Source organism: Streptomyces sp. NPDC002232 (assembly GCF_042890295.1).
In the GTDB taxonomy this organism is placed as follows: domain Bacteria; phylum Actinomycetota; class Actinomycetes; order Streptomycetales; family Streptomycetaceae; genus Streptomyces.
The window spans coordinates 222555-246057 of record NZ_JBIARV010000008.1; the positions used below are offsets into that span (position 1 = coordinate 222555).

Consider the following 23503-nt stretch of genomic DNA (forward strand, 5'->3'; position numbering starts at 1 on the left):
TTTGGTTCGCCCTGGAGGGCACCCCGTGAAGAAGACCGTCACCACGCTCGCCGACGGGCGCGAGCTGATCTACTACGACACGCGCGACGACATCGTCCGCGCCGCCGTCGACCCCCGCCCCCTCACCCCCGTCGTCTCCCGCTCCGAGATCCGGTACGACCGGCTCACCGGCGACCAGGTCGCCGTCGCCTCGCACCGGCAGAGCCGCACCTACCTCCCGCCGGCCGACGCCTGCCCGCTCTGCCCCTCCGGCGACGGACACGAGAGCGAGATCCCCGAGGAGAGCTACGAGGTGGTGGTCTTCGAGAACCGCTTCCCCTCGCTCTCCGGCGGCGTCGGCCGCTGCGAGGTCGTCTGCTTCACCGACGACCACACGGACTCCTTCGCCGACCTCACCGAGGAGCGCGCCGCCCTCGTCCTCGACGCCTGGGCCGACCGGACCGCCGCGCTCTCCGCCCTGCCCGGCGTCGAGCAGGTCTACTGCTTCGAGAACCGGGGCGCGGAGATCGGCGTCACCCTGCCCCACGCGCACGGTCAGATCTACGCCTTCCCGTACGTCACGCCCCGGACCGCCGCCATGCGCCGCCGCGCCGACGAGCACCGCGCGGCGACCGGACGGAACCTCTTCGACGACGTCGTCGCCCGCGAGCGGGCCGACGGCTCCCGGGTGGTCCTGGAGACCGAGCGCTGGATCGCCTTCGTGCCGTACGCCGCCCACTGGCCGTACGAGGTGCACCTGCACCCCAAGCGCCGGGTGCCCGACCTGCTCGCCCTCGACGCGGCGGAGCGCACAGAGTGCGCACAGGTCTACCTGGAACTGTTGAGGCGCTTCGACCGGATCTTCGGCCCGGACGAGCCGCCGACGCCCTACATCGCCGCCTGGCACCAGGCGCCGTTCACGGACGACCGGCGGGAGGACTTCGGACTGCACCTGGAGCTCTTCACCGTCCGACGGGCCTCCGGCAAGCTGAAGTTCCTCGCGGGCACGGAGTCCGGCATGGGCGCGTTCATGAACGACGTACGGCCGGAGGACGCGGCCCGGCGCATCCGAGAGGTGGCAGGCGCATGACGCGCAAGTATCTGGTGACGGGCGGGGCGGGCTACGTGGGAAGCGTGGTCGCCGCCCACCTCCTGGAGCGGGGCCACGAGGTCGTCGTCCTCGACGACCTCTCCACCGGCTTCGCCGAAGCCGTCCCCGAGGGGGCCGGGTTCGTCGAGGGCCGCGTCCAGGACGCGGCGCGGTGGATCGACGGCTCGTACGACGGCGTCCTGCACTTCGCCGCCTTCTCCCAGGTCGGCGAGTCGGTCGCGAAGCCGGAGAAGTACTGGGAGAACAACGTCGGCGGCACCATGGCGCTGCTCGCCGCGATGCGCGCCGCCGGGGTGGGCCGGCTGGTCTTCTCCTCCACCGCCGCCACCTACGGCGAGCCGGAGACCGTGCCGGTCACCGAGACCGCGCCGACCGCCCCCACCAGCCCGTACGGTGCGAGCAAGCTGGCCGTCGACCACATGATCGGCGGGGAGTGCGCCGCGCACGGCCTGGCCGCCGTCTCGCTGCGCTACTTCAACGTCGCCGGGGCGTACGGCACGCTCGGCGAGCGCCACGAGCCCGAGTCCCACCTGATCCCGCTCGTCCTCCAGGTCGCCCTGGGGCGGCGCGAGGCGATCTCCGTGTACGGCGAGGACTACCCGACCCCGGACGGCACCTGCGTCCGCGACTACATCCACGTCGCCGACCTCGCCGAGGCCCACCTGCTGGCCCTCGACGCCATGACCCCCGGCGAGCACCTGATCTGCAACCTCGGCAACGGCAACGGCTTCTCCGTCCGCGAGGTCGTCGAGACCGTCCGCAAGGTCACCGGCCACCCGGTCCCCGAGGTCACCGCCCCCCGCCGCCCCGGCGACCCCGCCGTCCTGGTCGCCTCCGCCGAGGCCGCCCGCGAGCGCCTCGGCTGGACGCCGTCCCGCCCCGACCTGGCCGGCGTCGTCGCCGACGCCTGGGCGTTCGCCCGCCTCCGGAGCACCCGTCAGGAAGAAGAGGAGAGAGGCGCATGAGCGTCGCCGCCGGCTTCGAGGCGCTCTACGGCGCCGCGCCCGAGGGCGTCTGGGCCGCCCCCGGACGGGTCAACCTCATCGGGGAGTACACCGACTTCAACGACGGCTTCGTGCTGCCGCTCGCCCTGCCGCACACCGCCGTCGCCGCCGTCTCCCGCCGGGACGACGGCGTCCTGCGCCTGCACTCCGCCGACGTCGACGGCGGGGTCGTCCAGCTGGCCGTCGACGCCCTGGAGCCGCTCTCCGGCGGCGGCTGGGCCGCCTACCCGGCCGGTGTCGTCTGGGCGCTGCGCGCGGCCGGGCACCCGGTCACCGGGGCCGACGTCCACCTCGCCTCGACCGTGCCGACCGGCGCGGGGCTGTCCTCCTCGGCGGCCCTGGAGGTCGTCACCGCGCTCGCCCTGAACGACCTGTTCGGACTCGGGCTCTCCCGCCCCGAGCTGGCCCGGATCGCCCAGCGCGCCGAGAACGCCTTCGTCGGCGTGCCCTGCGGTGTCATGGACCAGATGGCCTCCGCGTGCGCGCAGGAGGGGCACGCCCTCCACCTGGACACCCGGGACCTCTCGTACCGTCAGGTGCCCTTCGACCTGGCGCGCGAGGGGCTGCGGCTGCTCGTCGTCGACACCCGGGTGAAGCACGCGCTCGGAGACGGCGCGTACGCCGAGCGGCGCGCCGGGTGCGAAGCGGGTGCGCGGGCGCTCGGTGTCCGCACCCTGCGCGAGGTGAGCGCCGCGCACCTGCCCGCGTCCCTCGCCCGCCTGAGCGACGGGACGGTCCTGCGGTACGTGCGGCACGTCGTCTCGGACAACGCCCGGGTCGAGCGGACCCTCGCCCTGCTCGACGCCGGCGACACCCGGGCCGTCGGCCCGGTCCTCACCGAGGGGCACGCCTCCCTCCGGGACGACCTCCGGGTCTCCTGCCCCGAGCTGGACCTCGTCGTGGAGACGGCGAACGCGGCCGGGGCGCTCGGCGCCCGGATGACCGGCGGCGGCTTCGGCGGCTCCGCCGTCGTCCTCGTCGACGCCGAGCGGGCCGGGGCGGTGTCCGCCGCCGTGGAGAAGGCCTTCGCCACGGCCGGACACACGGCCCCCGGGATCTTCCCGGCCGTGCCGGCGGCGGGCGCGCGCCGCCTCTGAACCACGCCGCGTCCGCGCACCGCTTCGGACAGTTCCGCGAATCGGCCCCCACCGGGGCGCCCCGCCCCTACGCTGAGGGGCAGCGCCGGTGGGGGCCGGTGCTGTTCAGGGGGCGTGACCCGTCGGGTACGGCGTCCGGAGCGGGGTAAATGTCAACGCACGGCGGCGGCCGTGCCTTCGGCGGACCCGCCCCCGGCGCCGTACCCGCGTCGGTCCGTTCCTCGACACTTGGGAGTGTCCGTGGCACGCATCCGCGTCCTGGTGGTGGACGACCACCGCATCTTCGCCGAGTCGCTGGCCGCCGCCCTCGCGGCGGAGCCGGACGTCGACGTGGCCGCCGCCGGCAGCGGCCCGGCGGCCCTGCGCTGCCTGGAGCGCGGCGCGGCGGAGGGCCGCCGGTTCGACGTGCTGCTCGTCGACGCCGAGCTGGGCGCGGGCCCGTCCGGACCGGCGGCGCGCCCGGCGCCCGACGACGCCGAGGCCGCCGTGGACGGGATCTCGCTGGTCACGGGCGTACGGCGGATGCAGCCCGGCCTCCGCACGGTCGTCCTCGCGGAGAAGGACGACCCGCGCAGAGCCGCGCTGGCGCTCCAGGCGGGGGCCTCCGGCTGGGTCGCGAAGGACTGCTCGCTCCAGCGGCTGCTCGCGGTGGTACGGGGCGTGCTGCGGGACGAGACGCACCTGCCGCCCGCGCTGCTCACGGGCGTCCTGCGGGAGCTGACGGAGGTCCGAAGACACCGGACGGACAGCGAGCGGCTGGTGGAGTCCCTGACGCCGCGCGAGCGGGAGGTGCTGCGCTGCATGGTGGCCGGCCTGGGCCGCAAGGCGGTCGCCGAGCGGCTCTTCCTGTCCCCGCACACCGTCCGCACGCACATGCAGAACGTGCTGGGGAAGCTGGGAGTGCACTCGACGCTGGCGGCGGTGGCGCTGGCGCGCCGGGCGGGCGTGGGGCCCGCGGAGCCGCTGCCGGTGCTATCCGGGGATGTTGTCGAACGGGGCGGTCAGCCGGCGTAGCAGCGCCGCCAGCTCGCCCCGCTGGCCCCGGGAGAGCTGCGCCAGGATGGCGCGCTCCTGGGCGAGGAGGCCGGCGAGCGCCTCGTCGGCGCGGTCGCGGCCCTCGGGGGTGAGGCGGACCAGGACCCCGCGCCGGTCGCTGGGGTCGGGGAGCCGCTCGACGAGGCCCTTCTTGGTGAGCCGGTCGATGCGGTTGGTCATGGTGCCCGAGGTGACCAGGGTCTGGGTGAGGAGCTGGCCGGGGGAGAGCTGGTACGGCGCCCCGGCGCGGCGCAGGGAGGTGAGGACGTCGAACTCCCACGGCTCCAGCTGGTGCTCGGAGAAGGCGAGCCGGCGGGCGCGGTCGAGGTGACGGGCGAGCCGTGAGACGCGACTGAGCACCTCGAGCGGTTCCACGTCGAGGTCGGGGCGCTCGCGGCGCCATGCTGCGACCAGTCGGTCGACCTCGTCCTCCATGTCGATCAGTGTAGAGGGTCTGTTGACATAAAGTCTCTTGTGTTCGAGTATCTCGAAGTCAAGTATCTTGGAATCGAGATATATTTCCCGGGAGTGCGGGGAAGGGACCCCGCCGGAACGCCGTTCCGCTTCGGCAACTCGCGCCAGCAAGGGGGCTTCGAACATGCATTCCGCACACTCGGCCGTACCGACCTGGGATCCCCGGCAGTACCTGCGTCACTCCGGCCACCGCACCCGCCCGTTCCTCGACCTGCTCGCCCGAATACCCCAGCTGCCGACCCAGGGCGCGCCCGCCCGCATCGCCGACCTCGGCTGCGGCCCCGGCAACGTGACGGTCCTCCTCGCCGACCGGTGGACCGACGCGCACATCACCGGGTTCGACCTCTCCGCCGAGATGCTGGAGCACGCGGAGAAGGACTGGGCGGGCACCACCCTGGGCGGCGGCTGGCTCGACTTCCGGCGCGCCGACGCGGCCCACTGGACCCCCGACGAACCGTACGACCTGATCGTCTCCAACGCCGCCCTCCAGTGGGTGCCCAACCATCCGGAGTCCTTCGCCGCCTGGATCGCGGGACTGCGCCCCGGCGGCACCCTGGCCTTCCAGGTCCCGGGCAACTTCACCTCGCCCAGCCACGCCCTGCTCGGCGAGCTGTGCGACACCCCCGAGTGGCGGGGCCGCCTCGGCGACCAGGGCCGCCGCTTCGTCCACGTCCTCGACACCGGCGACTACCTCGCCCGCCTCGCCGACCTCGACTGCGAGACGGACGTCTGGGAGACCACCTACTGCCAGCTGCTCCAGGGCGAGGACCCCGTCCTCGACTGGGTCAAGGGCACCGCCCTGCGGCCGGTCCTCACCGCCCTGGGCGAGGACCGGGAGGCGGTCGACGCCTTCCTCGCGGCCTACCGGGACCTCCTGCGCGAGGCCTACCCGCCCGGCCGGTACGGCACGGTCTTCCCCTTCCGCCGCATCTTCGCCGTCGCCCGCAAGAGGCTCTGAACGCGCGGGTGCCCCGCACCGGAGGTCCGGTGCGGGGCACCCGCGCTGCCCTCGGGCCGTCACTGGGCGGCGTTGTAGATCCCGTAGCCCGTGCCGATCCGGACGCGCGAGGTGAACGCGCCGGGGGAGGTGTTGAGGTAGCGGTAGAGGTCGCCGTTGGAGGCGATGCCGAGGAGGTCGGCCTTGCCGTCGGCGTTCAGGTCACCGGGGGCGATGATCTTCGTGTACGTGTTCCAGCCGGTGCCGATCCGCACCCGCGTCTTGAAGGGGGCGGAGGCGACACCGGTGCCGGCGTAGAGGTACAGGTCGCCGTTGGGCGTGCGGGCCACCAGGTCGGTGCGGCCGTCGCCGGTGTGGTCGCCGGCGCCGACGAGCCGGTCGTACGCGCCCCAGCCGCTGCCCACCTTGACGCGTCCGGCCACCGCGGTGCCCGAGCCGTTGCCCTGGTAGAGGTAGAGGACGCCGGAGCGGTCGCGGGCCAGCAGGTCGCCCCTGCCGTCGCCGGACAGGTCGCCCGGGCCCACGATCGTGTCGTAGATGTCCCAGCCGCCGCCGATCAGGGCGCCGTCGATGTACAGGCGGCCCTGGTAGATCTCCGCGATGTCCGAGGAGGCGTCCGCGTCCATCGACGACAGGTGCGCGAAGTTCGCGCCCAGCCACGCGGCCGAGCCGCCGAACTGGCCCCGGGCGGAGAGCAGGCCGCTGGTCGTGGCGCCGTACCAGAACATGGTGCCGCGCGTGTCGCGGGCGAACATGCCCTCCTTCTCGCCGCCGACCGGGATGTTGCCCGCGCCGCCGAACTGCGGCACCCAGTTCCAGTCGCCCGGGTCGCCGAGCTGCTGGCGGGGCGCCAGGGTGCCGTCGCCCCGGCCCGTGTAGTACCAGAGCGTGCCGTTCAGGTCGCGGGCGATCAGCTCGCCGTTGCCGTCGCCGTTGTCGTCGCCGACGGGGAAGATCTGGTTGTAGATGCCCCAGCCGGTGCCGATCGCCCTGCGGGCCGCGAACGGCTGGGCCTTGTCGCCCGTGCCGGCGTAGAACCACAGCGTGCCGCCGGGGTCGCGGGCGATCAGGTCCGCCCAGCCGTCGCCGTTGTCGTCGCCGATGCCGAGCAGCTGGTCGTAGACGTTCCAGCCGCCACCCAGCCGCACCCGCGCGGAGAACGGCGCGGTGCGCTGCCCGGTGGCGTAGTACAGCCACAGGACGCCCTCGCGGTCGCGGGCGACCAGGTCCGCCCGGCCGTCGTCGTTCACGTCGCCGGGCGCGACGATCTTGCTGTAGACGTTCCAGCCGTTGCCCTGCCAGACGAGGCTGCCGCCGCTCGGCGTGGCGTCCGCGTACATGCTGAGCGTGCCCCGGGCCGACAGCGTCAGGACCTCGGGACCGCTGGCGTTCCCGTCCTGGTTGCCGATCGGGACGACGTCCTTCGGAGGCTCCGCGAAGGAGCCGAACTGCGCGCTCGCGGTGGAGGTCGAGGCCGTCCGGACCGTGCCGTCCCAGACGCGGTAGATCAGGTCGGCCGCTCCGTCGCCGTCGAAGTCCGACAGCTGAGGAGAGGCGCCGACACCGGCGGCCGCGGCGGCCCCCAGGCGCAGCGTGCCGCTGCCGGGGCGCGCCGGGGACGGCGGAGCGGAGCGGACCGACGGCTTCTCGGCGACGGGGTGCGGCGCGGGCGCGCCGGCGGAGGCCGGGCTCGCGAGGAGCATGCCGGCGGCGAGGGCGAGCGCGGTGCACGCGCCGAGGCGCGCGCGCGTGGAGTGCACAGTACGCAAGAGATCCCCCCCAGGGATCAGAGAGTCTTCGGGCCGGGGCGCGGGCCCGCGGCGCCTCGCCGTGGCGGCGGGCGCGTACGGAGGGCGGCCCCCCGGGTGTGGGGGGAGCATACCGCCCGTCCATGACAAGACCCCGGGCACGGGGACGCCCCGCACCGGAGAACCGGTGCGGGGCGTCCCCGTCGAGTGCGCGGTCCGACTAGTACAGACCGTTGAAGATCTGGTAGCCGGTGCCGATCGAGGCGCGCGGCGCGAAGGGGTGGCCCGCCTGGCCGGTGCCGCTGTAGCGGAACAGCTCGCCGCCCGCGTTCACCGCGAGCAGGTCGCCCTGGCCGTCGCCGGTGATGTCACCGGGCGCCACCAGCTTCGTGTACGCGTTCCAGCCGCCGCCGATCTTCACGCGCGGCTTGAACGGGTAACCGGCCTGGCCGGTGCCCTGGTAGAGGTAGAGCGTGCCGTCCTTGGCCCGGGCCACCAGGTCGTTCAGACCGTCGCTGGTGTAGTCGCCCGATCCGACGATCTGGCTGTACGCGTTCCAGCCGCTGCCGATCTTCACGCGGGCGTGCAGGGCGTTGCCGTCGACGTTGCTGCGGTACAGCCACAGGACGCCGTCGCGGTCACGGGCGACGAAGTCACCGGTGCCGTCGCCGTTCAGGTCGCCGGGGCCGGCGATCAGGTTGATCGAGCCCCAGCCGCCGCCGAAGTCCGTCTCGTTGCCGAGGAGGTGGCCCCGGAAGATCTCCAGCGTGTCGGAGACCGCGTCCCGGCCCAGCGAGTTGACCTCGAAGAGCGTCGCACCGGCCCAGCCGCCCGGGCTGCTGATCTGGACGCGGCCCGCGAGCCGGCCGTTGTTCAGACCCTGGTACCAGAAGAGCGTGCCCGCCTTGGTGCGGGCCACCGTGCCGCCCTTGCCGTGCGCCGCCATGGCGCCCGTGCCGGAGAACTGCTCCACGTTCTTCCACGCACCGGCCGAGCCGACCTGCCGGCGGGCGGTGAAGTGACCGCTGCCGGTGCCGAAGTAGCGGTACAGCGTGCCGTCGACGCCGCGCGCGAGGACGTCGGGGATCCCGTTGCCGTTGTCGTCGTCGATGCCGATGATCTGGTTGTACTGCTGCCAGCCCTGGCCGACCTGCTTGGCGGGCTTCACCGAGTACGGGCTGCCGGTGCTCCCGTAGTAGAAGAGACCGCCCGAGGGCGTCCGGGCGAGGAAGTCGCCCCGGCCGTCGCCGTCGCTGTCACCGAGGCCGATCAGCTGGTCGTACGCGCCCCAGCCGTTGCCGACCTTCACGCGGGCGTGGAACGGCGCGCCGGGCGTGCCGGTCGACACGTAGACGTACAGCTCGCCCGCGGGCGTGCGCGCCAGGACGTCGGCGCGGCCGTCACCGCTGATGTCGCCGGGCGAGAACACCTTGTTGTAGATCTGCCAGCCCGCGCCGGACCAGCGGTAGCCGCCGTAGGTCGGGGTGGAGTCGCCGTACAGGGTCGCCAGGCCGTACTTCGAGAACGTCAGGATCTCCGGACGGCTGCCGTTCCTGTCCTGGTCGCCGATCGGGACGACGTCCTCGATGAACTCCGTGTTGCCGTCGCCGCGCTGGAACTCGCCGCCGTCGGAGGCGGTGGTCGCCGTCAGCAGTGAGTTGCCGATGCGCAGGACCAGGTCGCTGTGACCGTCGCCGTCGAGGTCCGAGCGGGACGGCGGACGCTCCGCCGTGACGCCGGCGGCTCCGGCGCGCGCGCCGTCGGCCTCCGGGACGATCCGCTTCGACGGCGCGACGGGCGCCGTCGAGGGCTTCTCCGCGGCCGGACGCGGCGCGGGCGAGTCGGCGGAGGCCGGGCTCGCGAGGACCATGCCCGCGGACAGGGCCAGAGCCGTGCAGCCCGTGAGGCGACGGGCACGCTGGGAACGCGTGAAGAACAAGAAGATCCCCCCCAGGGATCAGAGGTTCGACAGAACCACACAGGGGGGCTCGCACGACGTCGAACGGCGTCCGCGCAGCGCAGGGCATGCGGGACGGCCTCGTTCGAGGGCCGGAACACCCCCCCGGATGTTGAACACGAGTCTACTCACGGGCGAGCGGATGACCAGATCTTTACCCCGCCGAATCCGACCGTCCGGTCAGTTCTTGCGGTGCCCTATCAACCGGGGCTTCTGCTCCAGACCGTCCAGACCGTGCCACGCCAGGTTCACCAGATGCGCCGCGACCTCCGCCTTCTTCGGCCTGCGGACGTCCAGCCACCACTGGCCCGTCAGCGCCACGCTCCCCACCAGCGCCTGCGCGTACAGCGGCGCCAGCTTCGGATCGAAGCCCCGGGCCTTGAACTCCAGCCCCAGGATGTCCTCCACCTGCGTCGCGATGTCGCTGATCAGCGAGGCGAACGTGCCCGTCGACTGCGCCACCGGCGAATCCCGCACCAGGATCCGGAAGCCGTCCGTGTAGTTCTCGATGTAGTCCAGCAGCGCGAACGCGGCCTGCTCCAGGAGCTCCCGCGGATGCCCCGCCGTCAGCGCCCCCGTCACCCCGTCCAGGAGCTGCCGCATCTCCCGGTCGACGACGACCGCGTACAGCCCCTCCTTGCCCCCGAAGTGCTCGTACACCACCGGCTTCGACACCCCGGCCTTCGCCGCGATCTCCTCCACCGACGTGCCCTCGAAGCCCTTCTCCGCGAAGAGCGTGCGACCGATGTCGAGCAGCTGCTCCCGGCGCTCCGCGCCGGTCATCCGCACCCGGCGGCCCCGCCGGGGTTTCTGCTCTCCACCGCTGCCGCCGGTACCGCCGGTCCTGCCCTCGATCGCCACGTCTTCCATCATGCCGCGTCTGCGGACGCGCTCTGGCGGCGGGCTTCGATGCGCGCCTTCGCCGGCCACCGCACGTCCGTCGCCCACCCCAGCTGCTCGAACCAGCGGATCAGCCGCGCACTGGAGTCGACCTGCCCGCGCAGCACCCCGTGCCGGGCCGACGTCGGGTCCGCGTGGTGCAGGTTGTGCCAGGACTCGCCGCACGACAGCACCGCCAGCCACCACACGTTGCCCGACCGGTCCCGCGACTTGAACGGACGCTTGCCCACCGCGTGACAGATCGAGTTGATCGACCACGTCACGTGGTGCAGCAGCGCCACCCGCACCAGCGAGCCCCAGAAGAACGCCGTGAAAGCGCCCCACCACGACATCGTCACCAGACCGCCCACCAGCGGCGGGACCGCCAGCGACACGATCGTCCACAGCACGAACTGCCGCGAGATCGCCCGGATCGCCGGATCCTTGATCAGATCGGGGGCGTACTTCTGCTGCGGCGTCTGCTCCTCGTCGAACATCCAGCCGATGTGCGCCCACCACAGGCCCTTCATCAGCGCCGGAACCGTCTCGCCGAACCGCCACGGCGAATGCGGGTCGCCCTCCGCGTCCGAGAACTTGTGGTGCTTGCGGTGATCCGCCACCCAGCGCACCAGCGGACCCTCCACCGCCAGCGACCCCATGATCGCCAGCGCGATCCGCAGCGGCCGCTTCGCCTTGAAGGAACCGTGCGTGAAGTACCGGTGGAAACCGATCGTGATCCCGTGGCAGCCGATGTAGTACATGACCACCAGCAGCCCCAGATCCAGCCAGCTCACCCCCCAGCCCCACGCCAGCGGCACCGCCGCGAGCAGCGCCAGGAACGGCACCGCGATGAACAGCAGCAGGGTGATCTGCTCGATCGACCGCTTGCTGTCCCCGCCCAGCGTGGCGGAGGGCAGGGCCGCGGCGCCGTCCGGCGCCGCGGACGCCGACGTCATCTCGGGGCTCATGGTCATGGGTGTCCCTGGGGGGTGAAGAGGAAGGAAACGCGTCGCAGCACGAAGCCGTGGCTACGCTTCCGTAACCTACGGCGTCGTAAGTATGGCAGCGCCGTGGCGCGCGGCAAGAGGGCACAAAGAGGGGGCTGCCCGCCGCCCACCATGTGGACACCTATCCTGGTGGCGTCGGACAGCGCGGTCCGCAAGCCTCCAGAACCCCTCCAGACGTGCTCAAACACTGCAAGGAGCCGCACCTGTGAGCAGTGCCGACCAGACCCCCACCGCCAGCACCGAGCTGCGCGCCGACATCCGCCGACTGGGCGATCTCCTCGGCGAGACCCTCGTGCGCCAGGAAGGCCACGAACTCCTCGACCTCGTCGAAAGGGTCCGCAGCCTCACCCGCGAGGACGGCGAGGCCGCCGCCGAGCTGCTCCGAGGCGTCGAACTCGAGACGGCCGCCAAGCTCGTGCGCGCCTTCTCCACCTACTTCCACCTCGCGAACGTCACCGAGCAGGTCCACCGCGGCCGCGAGCTGCGCGAGAAGCGCGCCGCCGAGGGCAGCCTCCTCGCCCGCACCGTCGACATGCTCAAGGACGGCGACGCCGAGCACGTCCGCGAGACCGTCAAGAACCTCAACGTACGGCCCGTCTTCACCGCGCACCCCACCGAAGCCGCCCGCCGCTCCGTCCTCAACAAGCTCCGCCGCATCGCCGCCCTCCTGGAGACGCCGGTCAGCCAGGTCGAGCGCCGCCGCACGGACCTGCGCCTCGCCGAGAACATCGACCTCATCTGGCAGACCGACGAGCTCCGGGTCACCCGCCCCGAGCCCGCCGACGAGGCCCGCAACGCCATCTACTACCTCGACGAACTCCACGCCAACGCCGTCGGCGACGTCCTGGAGGACCTCGCCGCCGAACTGGAGCGCGTCGGCGTCGAACTGCCCTCCGGCACCCGCCCGCTCACCTTCGGCACCTGGATCGGCGGCGACCGCGACGGCAACCCCAACGTCACCCCCCAGGTGACCTGGGACGTCCTGATCCTCCAGCACGAGCACGGCATCACCGACGCCCTCGAACTCGTCGACTTCCTCCGCGGACTGCTCTCCAACTCCATCCGCTACACCGGAGCCACCCAGGAGCTCCTGGACTCCCTCCAGCGGGACCTCGACCTCCTCCCCGAGATCAGCCCCCGCTACAAGCGCCTCAACGCCGAGGAGCCGTACCGCCTCAAGGCCACCTGCATCCGGCAGAAGCTCGTCAACACCCGCGAGCGCCTCGCGCACGGCACCCCGCACCAGGACGGCCGCGACTACCTCGGCACCGCCGAACTCATCCGCGACCTCACCCTCATCCAGACCTCGCTGCGCGAACACCGCGGCGCGCTCTTCGCCGACGGCCGCATGGACCGGGTCATCCGCACCCTCTCCGCCTTCGGCCTCCAGCTCGCCACCATGGACGTCCGCGAGCACGCCGAGGCCCACCACCACACCCTCGGCCAGCTCTTCGACCGCCTCGGCGAGGAGTCCTGGCGGTACGCCGACATGCCGCGCGACTACCGGCAGAAGCTCCTCGCCAAGGAACTGCGCTCGCGCCGCCCCCTCGCCCCCACCCCGGCCCCGCTGGACGCCGCCGGCGAGAAGACCCTCGGCGTCTTCCACACCATCAAGGAGGCCTTCGAGCGCTTCGGCCCGGAGGTCATCGAGTCCTACATCATCTCGATGTGCCAGGGCGCCGACGACGTCTTCGCCGCCGCCGTCCTCGCCCGCGAGGCCGGCCTCGTCGACCTGCACGGCGGCTGGGCCAAGATCGGCATCGTGCCGCTCCTGGAGACCACCGACGAGCTCAAGGCCGCCGACGTCATCCTCGACGCAATGCTCGCCGACCCCTCCTACCGGCGCCTCGTCTCGCTCCGCGGCGACGTCCAGGAGGTCATGCTCGGCTACTCCGACTCCTCCAAGTTCGGCGGCATCACCACCTCCCAGTGGGAGATCCACCGCGCCCAGCGCAGGCTCCGCGACGTCGCCCACCGCTACGGCGTCCGCCTCCGGCTCTTCCACGGCCGGGGCGGCACCGTCGGCCGAGGCGGCGGCCCCTCGCACGACGCCATCCTCGCCCAGCCCTGGGGCACCCTGGAGGGCGAGATCAAGGTGACCGAGCAGGGCGAGGTCATCTCCGACAAGTACCTGATCCCGTCCCTCGCCCGCGAGAACCTCGAACTGACCGTCGCCGCCACCCTCCAGGCCTCCGCCCTGCACACCGCGCCGCGCCAGTCCGACGACGCCCTCGCCCGCTGGGACGCCGCCATGGACACCGTCTCGGAAGCAGCCCACACCGCCTACCGCAAGCTCGTCGAGGACCCCGGCCTGCCGGCGTACTTCCTCGCCTCCACCCCCGTCGACCAGCTCGCCGACCTGCACCTGGGCTCGCGGCCCGCCCGCCGCCCCGGCTCGGGCGTCTCCCTCGACGGACTCCGCGCCATCCCCTGGGTGTTCGGCTGGACCCAGTCCCGCCAGATCGTGCCCGGCTGGTTCGGCGTCGGCTCCGGCCTCAAGGCCCTGCGCGAGGCCGGCCTCGACCCCGTCCTCGGCGAGATGTACGACCGCTGGCACTTCTTCCGCAACTTCCTCGCCAACGTCGAGATGACGCTCGCGAAGACCGACCTGCGGATCGCCCGCCACTACGTCGACACCCTCGTCCCCGACGACCTCAAGCACATCTTCGCCGCCATCGAGGCCGAACACGCGCTGACCGTCGCCGAGGTCCTCAAGATCACCGGCGGCGAGCAGCTCCTCGACTCCAACCCCGTCCTCCAGCAGACCTTCGCCATCCGCGACGCCTACCTGGACCCGATCTCCTACCTCCAGGTCGCCCTCCTCGCCCGCCAGCGCGCGGCCGCCGAGAGCGGCGAGGACCCGGACCCGCTCCTCGCGCGGGCCCTGCTCCTCACCGTCAACGGCGTCGCGGCGGGCCTCCGCAACACCGGCTGACCCCGCGCACACGACGAAGCCCCCGCCGGAACCCGTCCGGCGGGGGCTTCCCCGTACCGCCCGTCACAGCGCGAAGAACGCCGCCACCAGCACCGCACCGCCGGCACCCGCCAGCGACCACGCCGTCCGGGGCAGCCGCATCCCGCCCCCCACCAGCGGCGCCGCCAGCACCAGCGCACCGCCGAGCGGCAGCCAGGCGTGCAGCCCACCGCCCCAGCCCGTCCGCACGCCCTCGTCCGTACCCGGCTTCACCACCACCGGGATCGTCGCGCCCTTCTCCGCCGCCACCGACCGCGCGATCGACAGCGTCCGGCGCGACGACGCGGGATCCTCCGGGACGAAACGGCCGCTGCACGTCTCGTCCCCGCAGGCGGTCACCGTCAGCGTCCCGTGCTCACGACCCTTCGCGAGCAGGACGTGCTGGGCCGAGTTCCACGAGGTCCAGGCCCCCGCGACGAGAAGGAGGAGGGCGACCAGGGCCATGGCGGCGGTACGGACGTGCGTCATGACCCGCGATCGTACAGTCGTACCGCCCGCGCGCCAGAGCCTAGGAGTTGTACGCCGACTGGGCCCGCTCCAGACCCTCCGCCACCAGACACTCCACCGCGTCCGCCGCCCGGTCCACGAACCAGTCCAGGTCCTTGCGCTCCGCCGACGAGAAGTCCTTCAGCACGAAGTCCGCCACCTGCATCCGGCCCGGCGGACGCCCGATCCCGCACCGCACCCTGTGGTACTCCGCCCCCATCGCCTTCGTCATCGACTTCAGACCGTTGTGCCCGTTGTCCCCGCCGCCCAGCTTCAGCCGCAGCACCCCGTAATCGATGTCCAGCTCGTCGTGGACCGCCACGACCCGCGCCGTCGGCACCTTGTAGAAGTCCCGCAGCGCCGTCACCGGACCGCCCGACAGATTCATGTACGACATCGGCTTCGCGAGGATCACCCGGCGGTTCGCGGGCCCCACCGGCCCCATCCGCCCCTCCACGACCTGCGCCTGCGCCTTCTGCGCCCGCTTGAACGAGCCGCGCATCCGCTCCGCGAGCAGGTCCACCGTCATGAAGCCGATGTTGTGCCGGTTGGCCGCGTACTCGGGCCCCGGATTGCCGAGACCGACGATCAGCCAGGGGGCGTTCGCGTCGTCCGTCATGTGCGTCAGCTCTTCTCGTATCCGCGTGTCCGTACAAGAGAAACGGGGTGACGGGCCCGTACGGCCCGTCACCCCGTCACGTCAGGCAGAGCCTACGGCTCAGGCCTCGTCGCCCTCGGTGGCCTCGGCCTCGCCCTCGGCGGCCGGCTCCTCGGCCTGCGCGGCCAGGACCTGAAGCACGGTGGCGTCGGCGTCGGTCACCAGGGTCGCGCCCTTCGGGAGGGTGATGTCCTTGGCGAGGACGGAGGCACCGGCCTCCAGGCCCTCCACGGAGACCGTGACGGACTCGGGGAGGTGGGTGGCCTCGGCCTCGACGGACAGGGTGGAGAGCACGTGCTCCAGCAGGTTGCCGCCGGCGGCCAGCTCACCCTCGGCCTGGACCGGGATCTCGACCGTGACCTTCTCGCCGCGCTTGACGAGCAGCAGGTCGACGTGGATCAGGAAGCCCTTGATGGCGTCACGCTGGACGGCCTTCGGGATCGCCAGCTCGTTCTTGCCGTCGATGTCCAGGGAGAGCAGGACGTTCGGCGTACGGAGCGCGAGACCGAGCTCGTGGGCCGGAAGGGTGATGTGGGCCGGCTCCGAGCCGTGACCGTAGACGACGGCCGGAACCTGGGAGTCGCGGCGGATCGAACGGGCGGCGCCCTTGCCGAACTCGGTACGGACGGCAGCGGCGAGCTTGACCTCGGACATGGTGCACTCCTCGTAGAAAGGTGACGAAAAACGTGGTCACCCGGCCACGACTGGCGATGGCCTGCTACGAAGAGCGCGTCGATAACGGACCGCCGGACCCTCACGGGCCGGCCTCCCTCGCCGAGCAACTACGGCAGTCTACCCGCCGCCCCCGGACCGCCCAAATGGATCAGCCCCGGACAGCCGGAAGGGCCCTCCCCCGGTGGGGAAGGGCCCTCCTCGGTCACCGCCTAAGGGCTCAGTGCTCCTCGAAGAGGCTCGTCACCGAACCGTCCTCGAAGACCTCGCGCACCGCGCGCGCGATCGTCGGCGCGATCGACAGCACCGTGATCTTGTCCAGCTCCAGGGCACCCGGCACCGGCAGCGTGTCCGTGAACACGAACTCGCTCACCTTCGAGTTCTTCAGACGGTCCGCCGCCGGACCCGACAGGATGCCGTGCGTGGCCGTCACGATGACGTCCTCCGCGCCGTGCGCGAACAGGGCGTCCGCGGCGGCGCAGATGGTGCCGCCCGTGTCGACCATGTCGTCGACCAGGACACACACGCGGCCCTTCACGTCACCGACGACCTCGTGCACGGTGACCTGGTTGGCGACGTCCTTGTCACGGCGCTTGTGCACGATCGCCAGCGGCGCGTCCAGACGGTCGCACCAGCGGTCGGCGACCCGCACGCGGCCCGCGTCCGGGGAGACGATCGTCAGCTTGGCGCGGTCGACCTTCGCACCCACGTAGTCCGCGAGGACCGGAAGGGCCGACAGGTGGTCCACCGGACCGTCGAAGAAGCCCTGGATCTGGTCCGTGTGCAGGTCCACGGTCAGGATGCGGTCGGCACCCGCCGTCTTCAGCAGGTCCGCCACCAGACGCGCCGAGATCGGCTCGCGGCCGCGGTGCTTCTTGTCCTGACGGGCGTAGCCGTACGACGGGATGATCACGGTGATGCTCCGGGCCGAGGCCCGCTTCAGCGCATCGATCATGATCAGCTGCTCCATGATCCACTTGTTGATCGGAGCCGTGTGGCTCTGGATCAGGAAGCAGTCCGCGCCGCGCGCCGACTCCTGGAAGCGGACGTAGATCTCACCGTTGGCGAAGTCGAACGCCTTGGTCGGAACGAGACCGACGCCCAGCTGGTGCGCGACCTCCTCGGCCAGCTCGGGGTGGGCGCGGCCGGAGAAGAGCATCAGCTTCTTCTCGCCGGTCGTCTTGATCCCGGTCACAGCACTGTCTCCTCAGACGTGTTCTCTGGCCGCGGACCCGCGCCTGTCGAGCGCATGTGCGTGCCAGCCGAATTTGTGTGCACGTATCACGGTACGCCGAGTTCGACGTACCTGTTTCCGGTCAGCTTTCGCCGGCGGACTCCTCAGAGGAGGCCTGGGCGGCCTGCGCGGCGGCGCTGCCGGGCCGCTTCCTGGCCACCCAACCCTCGATATTCCGCTGCTGGCCCCGGGCCACGGCGAGCGAACCGGCCGGCACGTCCTTCGTGATCACGGACCCCGCGGCGGTGTAGGCCCCGTCCCCGATGGTGATGGGAGCCACAAACATGTTGTCCGAACCCGTACGGCAGTGGGAGCCGATCGTGGTGTGGTGCTTCGCCTCGCCGTCGTAGTTCACGAAGACGCTCGCGGCGCCGATGTTCGTGTACTCGCCGATCGTCGCGTCGCCCACGTACGACAGGTGCGGGACCTTCGTGCCCTCGCCGACCGTCGCGTTCTTCATCTCGACGTACGTGCCGGCCTTTGACTTCTTCCCGAGGTTCGTCCCCGGACGGAGGTACGCGAACGGGCCCACCGAAGCGCTCTCGCCGACCACGGCGGAGAACGCGACCGTGTTGTCCACCCGGGCGCCCTTGCCCACCGTCACGTCCGTCAGGCGCGTGTTCGGGCCCACCACGGCGTCCTCGCCGATGTGCGTGGCGCCGTACAGCTGCGTACCCGGCAGGATCACCGCGTCGGCCTCGAAGGTCACCGTCACGTCCACCAGCACGGACGCGGGATCCACGACCGTCACACCGGCCATCATCGCCCGCTCCAGGAGCCGCCCGTTCAACAGGCCGCGGGCCTCGGCCAGCTGGACCCGGTTGTTGATGCCCAGGATCTCGCGGTGGTCGCCCGCCAGCGACGCCCCGACCCGGTGCCCGGCCTCGCGCAGGATCGACAGCACGTCGGTGAGGTACTCCTCGCCCTGACTGTTGTCCGTGCGCACCTGCGTCAGCGCCTCGGCGAGCAGCTTCCCGTCGAACGCGAACACACCGGAGTTGATCTCCCGGATCGCGAGCTGCGCGGCGGAGGCGTCCTTGTGCTCCACGATCTCCGTCACGGCGCCGTCCGCGTCCCGCACGATCCGGCCGTACCCGGTGGAGTCCGGGACCTCGGCGGTCAGCACGGTCACGGCGTTGCCGTCGGCGGCGTGCGTGCCGGCCAGCGCCCGCAGCGTCTCGCCGGACAGCAGCGGGGTGTCGCCGCACACCACGACGACGGTCCCCTCGGGGCCCTCGCCGAGCTCCTCCAGGGCGATCCGCACGGCGTGGCCGGTGCCGTTCTGCTGCTCCTGGACGGCGGTGCGGGTCCCGGCGTAGTGCTCGGCCAGGTGGCCCCTGACCTGCTCGCGGGCGTGCCCGACGACCACGACGAGGTGCTCGGGCTCCAGCTCCCGGGCGGCGGACACGACGTGCCCGACGAGCGAACGTCCGGCGATCTCGTGCAGGACCTTGGGGGTCTTCGACTTCATGCGGGTGCCCTCACCCGCTGCGAGGACGACGACGGCTGCCGGGCGGTTGGCGCTCACGGGTATGCCCTTCGGCTTTGGGTGGTGGACCCACGAAGGATACCGGGGGGCAAGCGGGCGGACATGAGTGCGGGTCCCGACCTGAACGGTCGGGACCCGCTTCGCGTGGCTCCCCTGCCAGGACTCGAACCCGGACATAGGACTCCAAAGGTCCCAGTGCTGCCGATTACACCACAGGGGATTGTTTATAGGATCAAAACGGACATCCCGTCAGTCTTGATCCCCGGCGGCCCCCACTATGCCGTACCAGGTGCCTTCCATGCGACGGTACAGCTCCGCGCTCCGCGTGACGTAGACGACGAGGCAGCCGCGGTAGGTCCCGGCGGTGTTCTTCCGGACGGTCCGGGGGTTGTGGCGCTTCAGCGTGGCCCGCTGGAACGCCGAGGGCTCGACTCCCGCCAGCTCCGCCCAGAACCGCTCGGCCCCGGCGACGTCGGCGCTCTCGTGGATGCTGACGCGGAAGCGCAGACGGTCCCGCTCGACGCCGAGGAGGTCCAGCCACCGCAGATAGAGGGTGATGACCCCCGGGTCGCTGTTGATGAACTGAAGCGACTCGCTCCTTCTGTACGGCTTGTCCTTGGAGCCCTCGGCCCAGTACAGCGCGACGCCCGCGACGAGCAGCTCCCGGTCGGACAGCGAGCCGACGGACTCCCGCGCCAGGCGCTTGGTCTCCCGCCGTTCCTCGTCCCGGTCCGCGTGGAAGCGCGCGAGCCCGGCGTTCATCCGGGCCATGCGCTCCTCCTCGCTGTGCCGGGGTGGCGGCCCGGGCAGGTCCCGCACCCACAGCGAGACCGAGCTCTTCGAGCAGCCCAGTTCCGCCCGGATCTCGTCGTAGGTCCAGCCCCGCAGGCGGAGGTCCCGGGCGCGCTCGCGGAGGTCGCTCTTCGTCATGGGGCCACGATCGTCCGGAATCCGGACGTCCGGATCGAATGTGCGGTCGATTCAACAGTTCGAGGGACGGGTTCGTCAGGAGTTGACGTGGGGGCCCACCCGTAGGGTGGTGGGTATGACCACAACGGGGGCAGACCGGGACGCCGACGGCGTCGGGACTTGGTGGTGGTGGGGGAGACGGCGCGGCGCCGTCCTGGACGTCGGGCTCGCGCTCGTGTCCGCGCTGGAGTGTGCCGTCGAGGGCGTCGGCTTCGCCGAGAAGGCCTCGCTGCCCGTGCCCGTCGGGGTGCTGTTCGGGCTGGTCGTGGGCTCGACCCTGGTCGTCCGGCGCCGCTGGCCCATCGCCGTCGTCCTCGTGTCGATCGCCGTCGCGCCCGCCGAGATGGGCTTCCTCATGGGGATCGTCGGGCTCTACTCGCTCGCCGCCTCCGACGTGCCCCGGCGGACCACCGCCGTCCTCGCCGGCATGTCGACGCTCGCCGTCTTCGTCGTGACCTTCGTCCGGATGCGGCAGGACGTCGCCCAGGTCGACTCCGGTCCGCCGGACATCGACCCGAGCGGCTGGTACGTGCCGAGCGTGGCGCTCTTCATGACCCTCGGGCTGAACGCGCCCCCGGTCCTCTTCGGCCTCTACATAGGGGCGCGCCGCCGCCTCATGGAGAGTCTCCGGGAGCGCGCGGACTCCCTGGAGCAGGAGCTGTCGCTGCTCGCCGACCGGGCGGAGCAGCGGGCGCAGTGGGCGCGGCAGGAGGAGCGGACGCGCATCGCCCGGGAGATGCACGACGTGGTGGCGCACCGGGTGTCGTTGATGGTGGTGCACGCGGCGGCGTTGCAGGCGGTGGCGTTGAAGGATCCGCAGAAGGCCGTGCGGAACGCGGCGCTGGTGGGTGACATGGGGCGGCAGGCCCTGACGGAGCTGCGGGAGATGCTGGGGGTGCTCCGGGAGGAGGCCGTTCCCGCGGCTCCCGCCGTCGTGCCGCTGGCCGCGGTGGGGCGGGCGGCCGCCGCGGCGGCGGAGGCGGCGGCCGACGACGGGCCGTGTCTGGACGCCGTGGAGGCGCTGTGCGAGCAGTCGCGGATGGCGGGCACGGTGGTGGAGCTGGTGGTGATAGGGGAGGCGCGTCCGTACGCCCCCGAGGTGGAGCGGACGGCGTTCCGGGTGGTGCAGGAGGCGCTGACGAACGTCCACAAGCACGCGGGGGGCGCGAAGGTCGTGGTGCGGCTCGCGCACCGGGGTGCGGAGGTCGCGATGCAGGTGGAGAACGGTCCTTCGGACGTGGCGGTGGCCGATGTGGGGCTGCCGAGCGGGGGGAACGGTCTGGTGGGGATGCGGGAGCGGGTGCTGCGGCTGGGAGGCGTGTTCGTGTCGGGGCCGACCGACGCGGGGGGCTTCAAGGTGTCGGCGGTGCTGCCGACGGGCCTGTAGGTCCGCCACGGCTGCCGGGCTCGGCCGGTCACGCGGCGGGTCGGCCGGGCTCCGGTGCTCGGCCGGTCGTGTGGTGGGTGGGCGGAAGCCGCAGGGCTCAGCCGGTCGTGAGGCGGGTCGGCTGGGCTCCGGTGATCAGGGTCGACAGGGCGGCGTCGATGTCCTTGCCGAGGTACCAGTCGCCGGCGTGGTCGAGGCTGTAGACGCGGCCTTCGGCGTCCATGGCGAGGACGGCCTGGTGCTCGCCCTCCTCGCCGAGCGGGGCGAGCTCGGTGTCGAGGGCGCGGCCGAGGTCGGCGAGCGTACGGGAGAGGTGCAGTCCGGCGAGGGGGTCGAAGCGGACGGCGGCGGGCGCTATCTGCCGGCCGTGGCCGGGCGCGGCGATCCGGAGTCCGCCGAATTCGGCCCAGGCCTCGACGGCGGCGGGGAAGACGCTGTGCCGGTGTCCGGCGGGGGAGACGTGGGCGCGCAGGGTGTCGGCCCATTCCTCGGCGAGCTTGATGTCCCAGCGGCCGGGCTGCCAGCCGGCCTCGCGGAGGGCGGCGTCGACGTTGACGGGGAAGCGGGTGGTGCTGAGGTGGTCGGGCATGGGGGTGCGGTCAGCCGTTCTCGACAGGCGGGGTGGGGTCGACGGTGCGGACGCCGAAGTGGGCGAGCATCGCCGTACAGGAGCGGCAGGGTGCCGCGTAACTGCCGTGGAGGGGGTCGCCGTCCTCGCGGATGCGCCGGGCGGTGAGCTTGGCGTGTTTGAGGGAGCGGCGGGCCTCGCCGTGGGTGAGCGGCTTGCGCTGGGCGCGCCTGGAGCGGGTGTTCTCGGTGGCGGTGAGGTGCCGGGAGAGCAGGATCGCCTCGGGGCAGCGGCCGGTGAAGCGTTCCCGCTGGCTGCTGGTGAGGGTGTCCAGGAAGTCCTGGACGAGGGCGTGCAGGGCGGGGGGCCGGTCGCCGCGGCCCGCGGTGCACGTGAGGGTTTCGCCGCGGACGGAGAGGGCGGCTCCGACGGTGGGGAGGATTCCGTCGCGGCGGTGACGCAGTAAGGGTGCGCGGGTCGCCTCGGCGCTGCTGCTCCAGTTGAGGCGTGGGTCACCCTGTGTGGGCGTCGGTGCTGTGTGCATGGTGCTGGTCTTCCCCTCCTGCAATCCCCCGAGTTGCGTGGACAGCCTGCCAAATAGGGAGCCATATGGGGAAGCTGGGGCGGCGAAACACGTCCTCGGTGTGTCGGAATCATGGTGCACCTGTCATGGCGTCGTGACAGTTGGTCACGGTCGGTGGCCAGGGGTTCGGGTCCGGTTCGGGCTCTTGTGGCAGCGCATAGGCTGTGCGGGATCAGGCTGTGGAATCAGCCGGTAGCAGCAGTCAGCGACGCCATGCAGGGGGCAACCGCCATGACGACAGGTCGGCTCGGGCAGGACACCGCGCCACCGAACGCGGCCTACGCCGGGCAGGTCGTGCATTTCCCGGATCCGGTGCGTGCCTCTCGTCACCCCCGGGGGGTACGGGTGGACGAGCACGGTCACCCGGACTTCTCGCCGTACGCGCGGGCCGCGGCGGAGATCGCGGATCCGCCGGAGGGTTTCGGCGTCGACGAGCTGCGTCTCACGGACTACGTGTCGGCGAACGCGGCGATGGCGGCGACGGGTCATGAGCTGTGGGACACGATTCCGTCGGTGGCGACGCCGCACGGCTGGACCTGGCACCACGTGGCGCGGTCGCGGCGGATGGAGCTGGTCCCGGTCGAGGTGAAGGCGCTGCTGCGTCATCACGGCGGGGTGGCGACGGCCGCGGTGGACCACACGAAGCGGGGGACGCGTCCGCTTCAGGAGACCCGGCCGGTGCACTTCGGGCTGCCGAAGGGGCTCGTGTCGGTGTCGGAGCAGCAGTTGCAGGGGGTCGAGGAGGATCTCGGCTACCGGCTGCCGGGGGCGTACCGCTCGTTCCTGAGGGCGGCGGGCGGGTGTGCTCCGGTGGGGGCGGCGCTGGACGCGGAGCTGGGGCTCCTGGTCGACCAGCCGTTCTTCACGGTGCGGGAGGAGGCGGGGATCAATGACCTCGTCTACGTCAACAAGTGTCTGCGTGACCATCTGACGAAGGACTATCTGGGCGTGGCGTTCGTCCAGGGCGGTCTGGTCGCGCTGAAGGTCCGGGGTGCGGCGGTCGGTTCGGTGTGGTTCTGCGCGTACGACGACGCGCGGGACTCCGGCGAGGTGGCGGCCGGCTGGACGGTGAACGAGCGGGTGGAGCGGTTGCTGCTGCCGTGCGGTGAGGATTTCGACGCGTTCCTCGGGCGTCTGGCGGGCAATCCGCCGGAGCTGGAGACGGTGGCGAACCTGATGGTGGACGGTGGCTTCGCGCGTGCGGTGCCCGTGGTCCCGGTGGGGGAGTGAGCTG

Annotated in this window: 21 protein-coding genes and 1 tRNA gene; 8 read left to right on the forward strand and 14 right to left on the reverse strand. The window is 72.1% G+C overall.

Annotated features, from left to right (window positions below):
* The first annotated feature begins 25 nt into the window (after nt 1-25).
* From galT to ACFYXU_RS34905, 4 genes are all read left to right on the forward strand, one after another.
* A complete protein-coding gene (gene galT, locus ACFYXU_RS34890) occupies nt 26-1069 on the forward strand; it encodes a galactose-1-phosphate uridylyltransferase (RefSeq protein WP_376508281.1) in 1044 nt (347 codons plus the stop codon).
* Complete coding sequence (galE, locus tag ACFYXU_RS34895) at nt 1066-2055, forward strand: UDP-glucose 4-epimerase GalE (protein ID WP_389408808.1); 990 nt, start codon at nt 1066-1068, stop codon at nt 2053-2055. Before galT ends, galE begins: the two co-directional genes overlap by 4 nt.
* Nucleotides 2052-3191, forward strand: a complete 1140-nt coding sequence (gene galK / locus ACFYXU_RS34900) for a galactokinase (RefSeq protein ID WP_389408807.1) — start codon at nt 2052-2054, stop codon at nt 3189-3191. The genes galE and galK overlap by 4 nt, the downstream gene beginning before the upstream one ends.
* Nucleotides 3192-3431: 240 nt before the next feature.
* Nucleotides 3432-4205, forward strand: a complete 774-nt coding sequence (locus ACFYXU_RS34905; RefSeq protein ID WP_376508278.1) for a LuxR C-terminal-related transcriptional regulator — start codon at nt 3432-3434, stop codon at nt 4203-4205.
* Here ACFYXU_RS34905 and ACFYXU_RS34910 read toward each other — a convergent pair.
* A complete protein-coding gene (locus ACFYXU_RS34910) occupies nt 4164-4661 on the reverse strand; it encodes a MarR family transcriptional regulator (protein WP_329853265.1) in 498 nt (165 codons plus the stop codon). The two genes, ACFYXU_RS34905 and ACFYXU_RS34910, sit on opposite strands and share 42 nt — an antisense overlap.
* A 163-nt stretch (nt 4662-4824) precedes the next feature.
* Here ACFYXU_RS34910 and ACFYXU_RS34915 point away from each other — a divergent pair, with 163 nt between their 5' ends.
* Complete coding sequence (locus ACFYXU_RS34915; RefSeq protein WP_389461617.1) at nt 4825-5658, forward strand: trans-aconitate 2-methyltransferase; 834 nt, start codon at nt 4825-4827, stop codon at nt 5656-5658.
* A gap of 59 nt (nt 5659-5717) precedes the next feature.
* On the opposite strand, the gene ACFYXU_RS34920 is transcribed toward ACFYXU_RS34915, so the two are convergent.
* The 4 genes from ACFYXU_RS34920 to ACFYXU_RS34935 all read right to left on the reverse strand — a co-directional run bounded on the left by ACFYXU_RS34920 (nt 5718) and on the right by ACFYXU_RS34935 (nt 11216).
* Entirely contained in the window at nt 5718-7418 is a 1701-nt protein-coding gene (locus ACFYXU_RS34920; protein ID WP_329853268.1) for a VCBS repeat-containing protein, read from the reverse strand.
* 208 nt (nt 7419-7626) lie between these two features.
* Complete coding sequence (locus ACFYXU_RS34925; protein WP_376513480.1) at nt 7627-9345, reverse strand: FG-GAP repeat domain-containing protein; 1719 nt, start codon at nt 9343-9345, stop codon at nt 7627-7629.
* A gap of 198 nt (nt 9346-9543) precedes the next feature.
* Nucleotides 9544-10233 (reverse strand): TetR/AcrR family transcriptional regulator, encoded by a 690-nt coding sequence (locus ACFYXU_RS34930; RefSeq protein WP_329853409.1) that lies wholly within the window; start codon nt 10231-10233, stop codon nt 9544-9546.
* On the reverse strand, nt 10233-11216 hold the full coding sequence (locus ACFYXU_RS34935) for a fatty acid desaturase (RefSeq protein WP_361394816.1): 984 nt from the start codon (nt 11214-11216) through the stop codon (nt 10233-10235). The genes ACFYXU_RS34930 and ACFYXU_RS34935 overlap by 1 nt, the downstream gene beginning before the upstream one ends.
* 238 nt (nt 11217-11454) lie before the next feature.
* Between ACFYXU_RS34935 and ppc the strand changes: the two genes are divergently transcribed.
* Nucleotides 11455-14184: a phosphoenolpyruvate carboxylase gene (gene ppc / locus ACFYXU_RS34940; protein WP_329853272.1), complete on the forward strand. Its 2730-nt coding sequence runs from the start codon at nt 11455-11457 to the stop codon at nt 14182-14184.
* 63 nt (nt 14185-14247) lie between these two features.
* On the opposite strand, the gene ACFYXU_RS34945 is transcribed toward ppc, so the two are convergent.
* The 7 genes from ACFYXU_RS34945 to ACFYXU_RS34975 form a co-directional block, all read right to left on the reverse strand.
* Nucleotides 14248-14691, reverse strand: coding sequence for a hypothetical protein (locus tag ACFYXU_RS34945; RefSeq protein WP_376513477.1), 444 nt, complete (start codon nt 14689-14691; stop codon nt 14248-14250).
* 40 nt (nt 14692-14731) lie between these two features.
* Nucleotides 14732-15328, reverse strand: a complete 597-nt coding sequence (gene pth, locus ACFYXU_RS34950; RefSeq protein WP_329853275.1) for an aminoacyl-tRNA hydrolase — start codon at nt 15326-15328, stop codon at nt 14732-14734.
* Between the two features lie 99 nt (nt 15329-15427).
* The gene (locus ACFYXU_RS34955; protein ID WP_376513475.1) at nt 15428-16021 is read right to left on the reverse strand and encodes a 50S ribosomal protein L25/general stress protein Ctc; all 594 of its coding nucleotides are present in this window, start codon (nt 16019-16021) and stop codon (nt 15428-15430) included.
* Nucleotides 16022-16259: 238 nt separating this feature from the next.
* Nucleotides 16260-17234 carry a ribose-phosphate diphosphokinase gene (locus ACFYXU_RS34960; protein WP_141302919.1) on the reverse strand — a complete coding sequence of 325 codons (975 nt, stop codon included), beginning with the start codon at nt 17232-17234 and terminating at the stop codon, nt 16260-16262.
* Nucleotides 17235-17355: 121 nt separating this feature from the next.
* Complete coding sequence (gene glmU, locus ACFYXU_RS34965) at nt 17356-18801, reverse strand: bifunctional UDP-N-acetylglucosamine diphosphorylase/glucosamine-1-phosphate N-acetyltransferase GlmU (RefSeq protein ID WP_361394826.1); 1446 nt, start codon at nt 18799-18801, stop codon at nt 17356-17358.
* Nucleotides 18802-18907: 106 nt separating this feature from the next.
* Nucleotides 18908-18982, reverse strand: a tRNA-Gln gene (locus tag ACFYXU_RS34970).
* Nucleotides 18983-19011: 29 nt separating this feature from the next.
* The gene (locus ACFYXU_RS34975) at nt 19012-19692 is read right to left on the reverse strand and encodes a hypothetical protein (protein WP_389461620.1); all 681 of its coding nucleotides are present in this window, start codon (nt 19690-19692) and stop codon (nt 19012-19014) included.
* Between the two features lie 115 nt (nt 19693-19807).
* On the opposite strand from ACFYXU_RS34975, the gene ACFYXU_RS34980 reads away from it, so the two are divergent.
* Nucleotides 19808-21118, forward strand: coding sequence for a sensor histidine kinase (locus tag ACFYXU_RS34980; RefSeq protein ID WP_389461622.1), 1311 nt, complete (start codon nt 19808-19810; stop codon nt 21116-21118).
* A gap of 97 nt (nt 21119-21215) precedes the next feature.
* On the opposite strand, the gene ACFYXU_RS34985 is transcribed toward ACFYXU_RS34980, so the two are convergent.
* Both ACFYXU_RS34985 and ACFYXU_RS34990 read right to left on the reverse strand, forming a co-directional pair.
* Nucleotides 21216-21707 carry an SUKH-3 domain-containing protein gene (locus ACFYXU_RS34985; RefSeq protein ID WP_376513470.1) on the reverse strand — a complete coding sequence of 164 codons (492 nt, stop codon included), beginning with the start codon at nt 21705-21707 and terminating at the stop codon, nt 21216-21218.
* Between the two features lie 10 nt (nt 21708-21717).
* On the reverse strand, nt 21718-22230 hold the full coding sequence (locus ACFYXU_RS34990; protein WP_376513468.1) for a YwqJ-related putative deaminase: 513 nt from the start codon (nt 22228-22230) through the stop codon (nt 21718-21720).
* Nucleotides 22231-22500: 270 nt separating this feature from the next.
* On the opposite strand from ACFYXU_RS34990, the gene ACFYXU_RS34995 reads away from it, so the two are divergent.
* A complete protein-coding gene (locus tag ACFYXU_RS34995) occupies nt 22501-23499 on the forward strand; it encodes an SMI1/KNR4 family protein (RefSeq protein WP_384570747.1) in 999 nt (332 codons plus the stop codon).
* Nucleotides 23500-23503 lie beyond the last annotated feature (4 nt).

What these genes read in the sequence shown, in the direction of transcription:
- galK (WP_389408807.1), top strand. Translation starts at nt 2,052, where the DNA reads ATGAGCGTCGCCGCCGGCTTCGAGGCGCTCTACGGCGCCGCGCCCGAG.
- ACFYXU_RS34930 (WP_329853409.1), bottom strand. Translation starts at nt 10,233, where the DNA reads ATGGAAGACGTGGCGATCGAGGGCAGGACCGGCGGTACCGGCGGCAGC.
- ACFYXU_RS34975 (WP_389461620.1), bottom strand. Translation starts at nt 19,692, where the DNA reads ATGACGAAGAGCGACCTCCGCGAGCGCGCCCGGGACCTCCGCCTGCGG.
- ACFYXU_RS34915 (WP_389461617.1), top strand. Translation starts at nt 4,825, where the DNA reads ATGCATTCCGCACACTCGGCCGTACCGACCTGGGATCCCCGGCAGTAC.
- pth (WP_329853275.1), bottom strand. Translation starts at nt 15,328, where the DNA reads ATGACGGACGACGCGAACGCCCCCTGGCTGATCGTCGGTCTCGGCAAT.
- ACFYXU_RS34985 (WP_376513470.1), bottom strand. Translation starts at nt 21,707, where the DNA reads ATGCCCGACCACCTCAGCACCACCCGCTTCCCCGTCAACGTCGACGCC.
- ACFYXU_RS34980 (WP_389461622.1), top strand. Translation starts at nt 19,808, where the DNA reads ATGACCACAACGGGGGCAGACCGGGACGCCGACGGCGTCGGGACTTGG.
- ACFYXU_RS34935 (WP_361394816.1), bottom strand. Translation starts at nt 11,216, where the DNA reads ATGACCATGAGCCCCGAGATGACGTCGGCGTCCGCGGCGCCGGACGGC.
- ACFYXU_RS34945 (WP_376513477.1), bottom strand. Translation starts at nt 14,691, where the DNA reads ATGACGCACGTCCGTACCGCCGCCATGGCCCTGGTCGCCCTCCTCCTT.
- ACFYXU_RS34990 (WP_376513468.1), bottom strand. Translation starts at nt 22,230, where the DNA reads ATGCACACAGCACCGACGCCCACACAGGGTGACCCACGCCTCAACTGG.
- ACFYXU_RS34995 (WP_384570747.1), top strand. Translation starts at nt 22,501, where the DNA reads ATGACGACAGGTCGGCTCGGGCAGGACACCGCGCCACCGAACGCGGCC.
- ACFYXU_RS34955 (WP_376513475.1), bottom strand. Translation starts at nt 16,021, where the DNA reads ATGTCCGAGGTCAAGCTCGCCGCTGCCGTCCGTACCGAGTTCGGCAAG.
- galE (WP_389408808.1), top strand. Translation starts at nt 1,066, where the DNA reads ATGACGCGCAAGTATCTGGTGACGGGCGGGGCGGGCTACGTGGGAAGC.
- ACFYXU_RS34910 (WP_329853265.1), bottom strand. Translation starts at nt 4,661, where the DNA reads ATGGAGGACGAGGTCGACCGACTGGTCGCAGCATGGCGCCGCGAGCGC.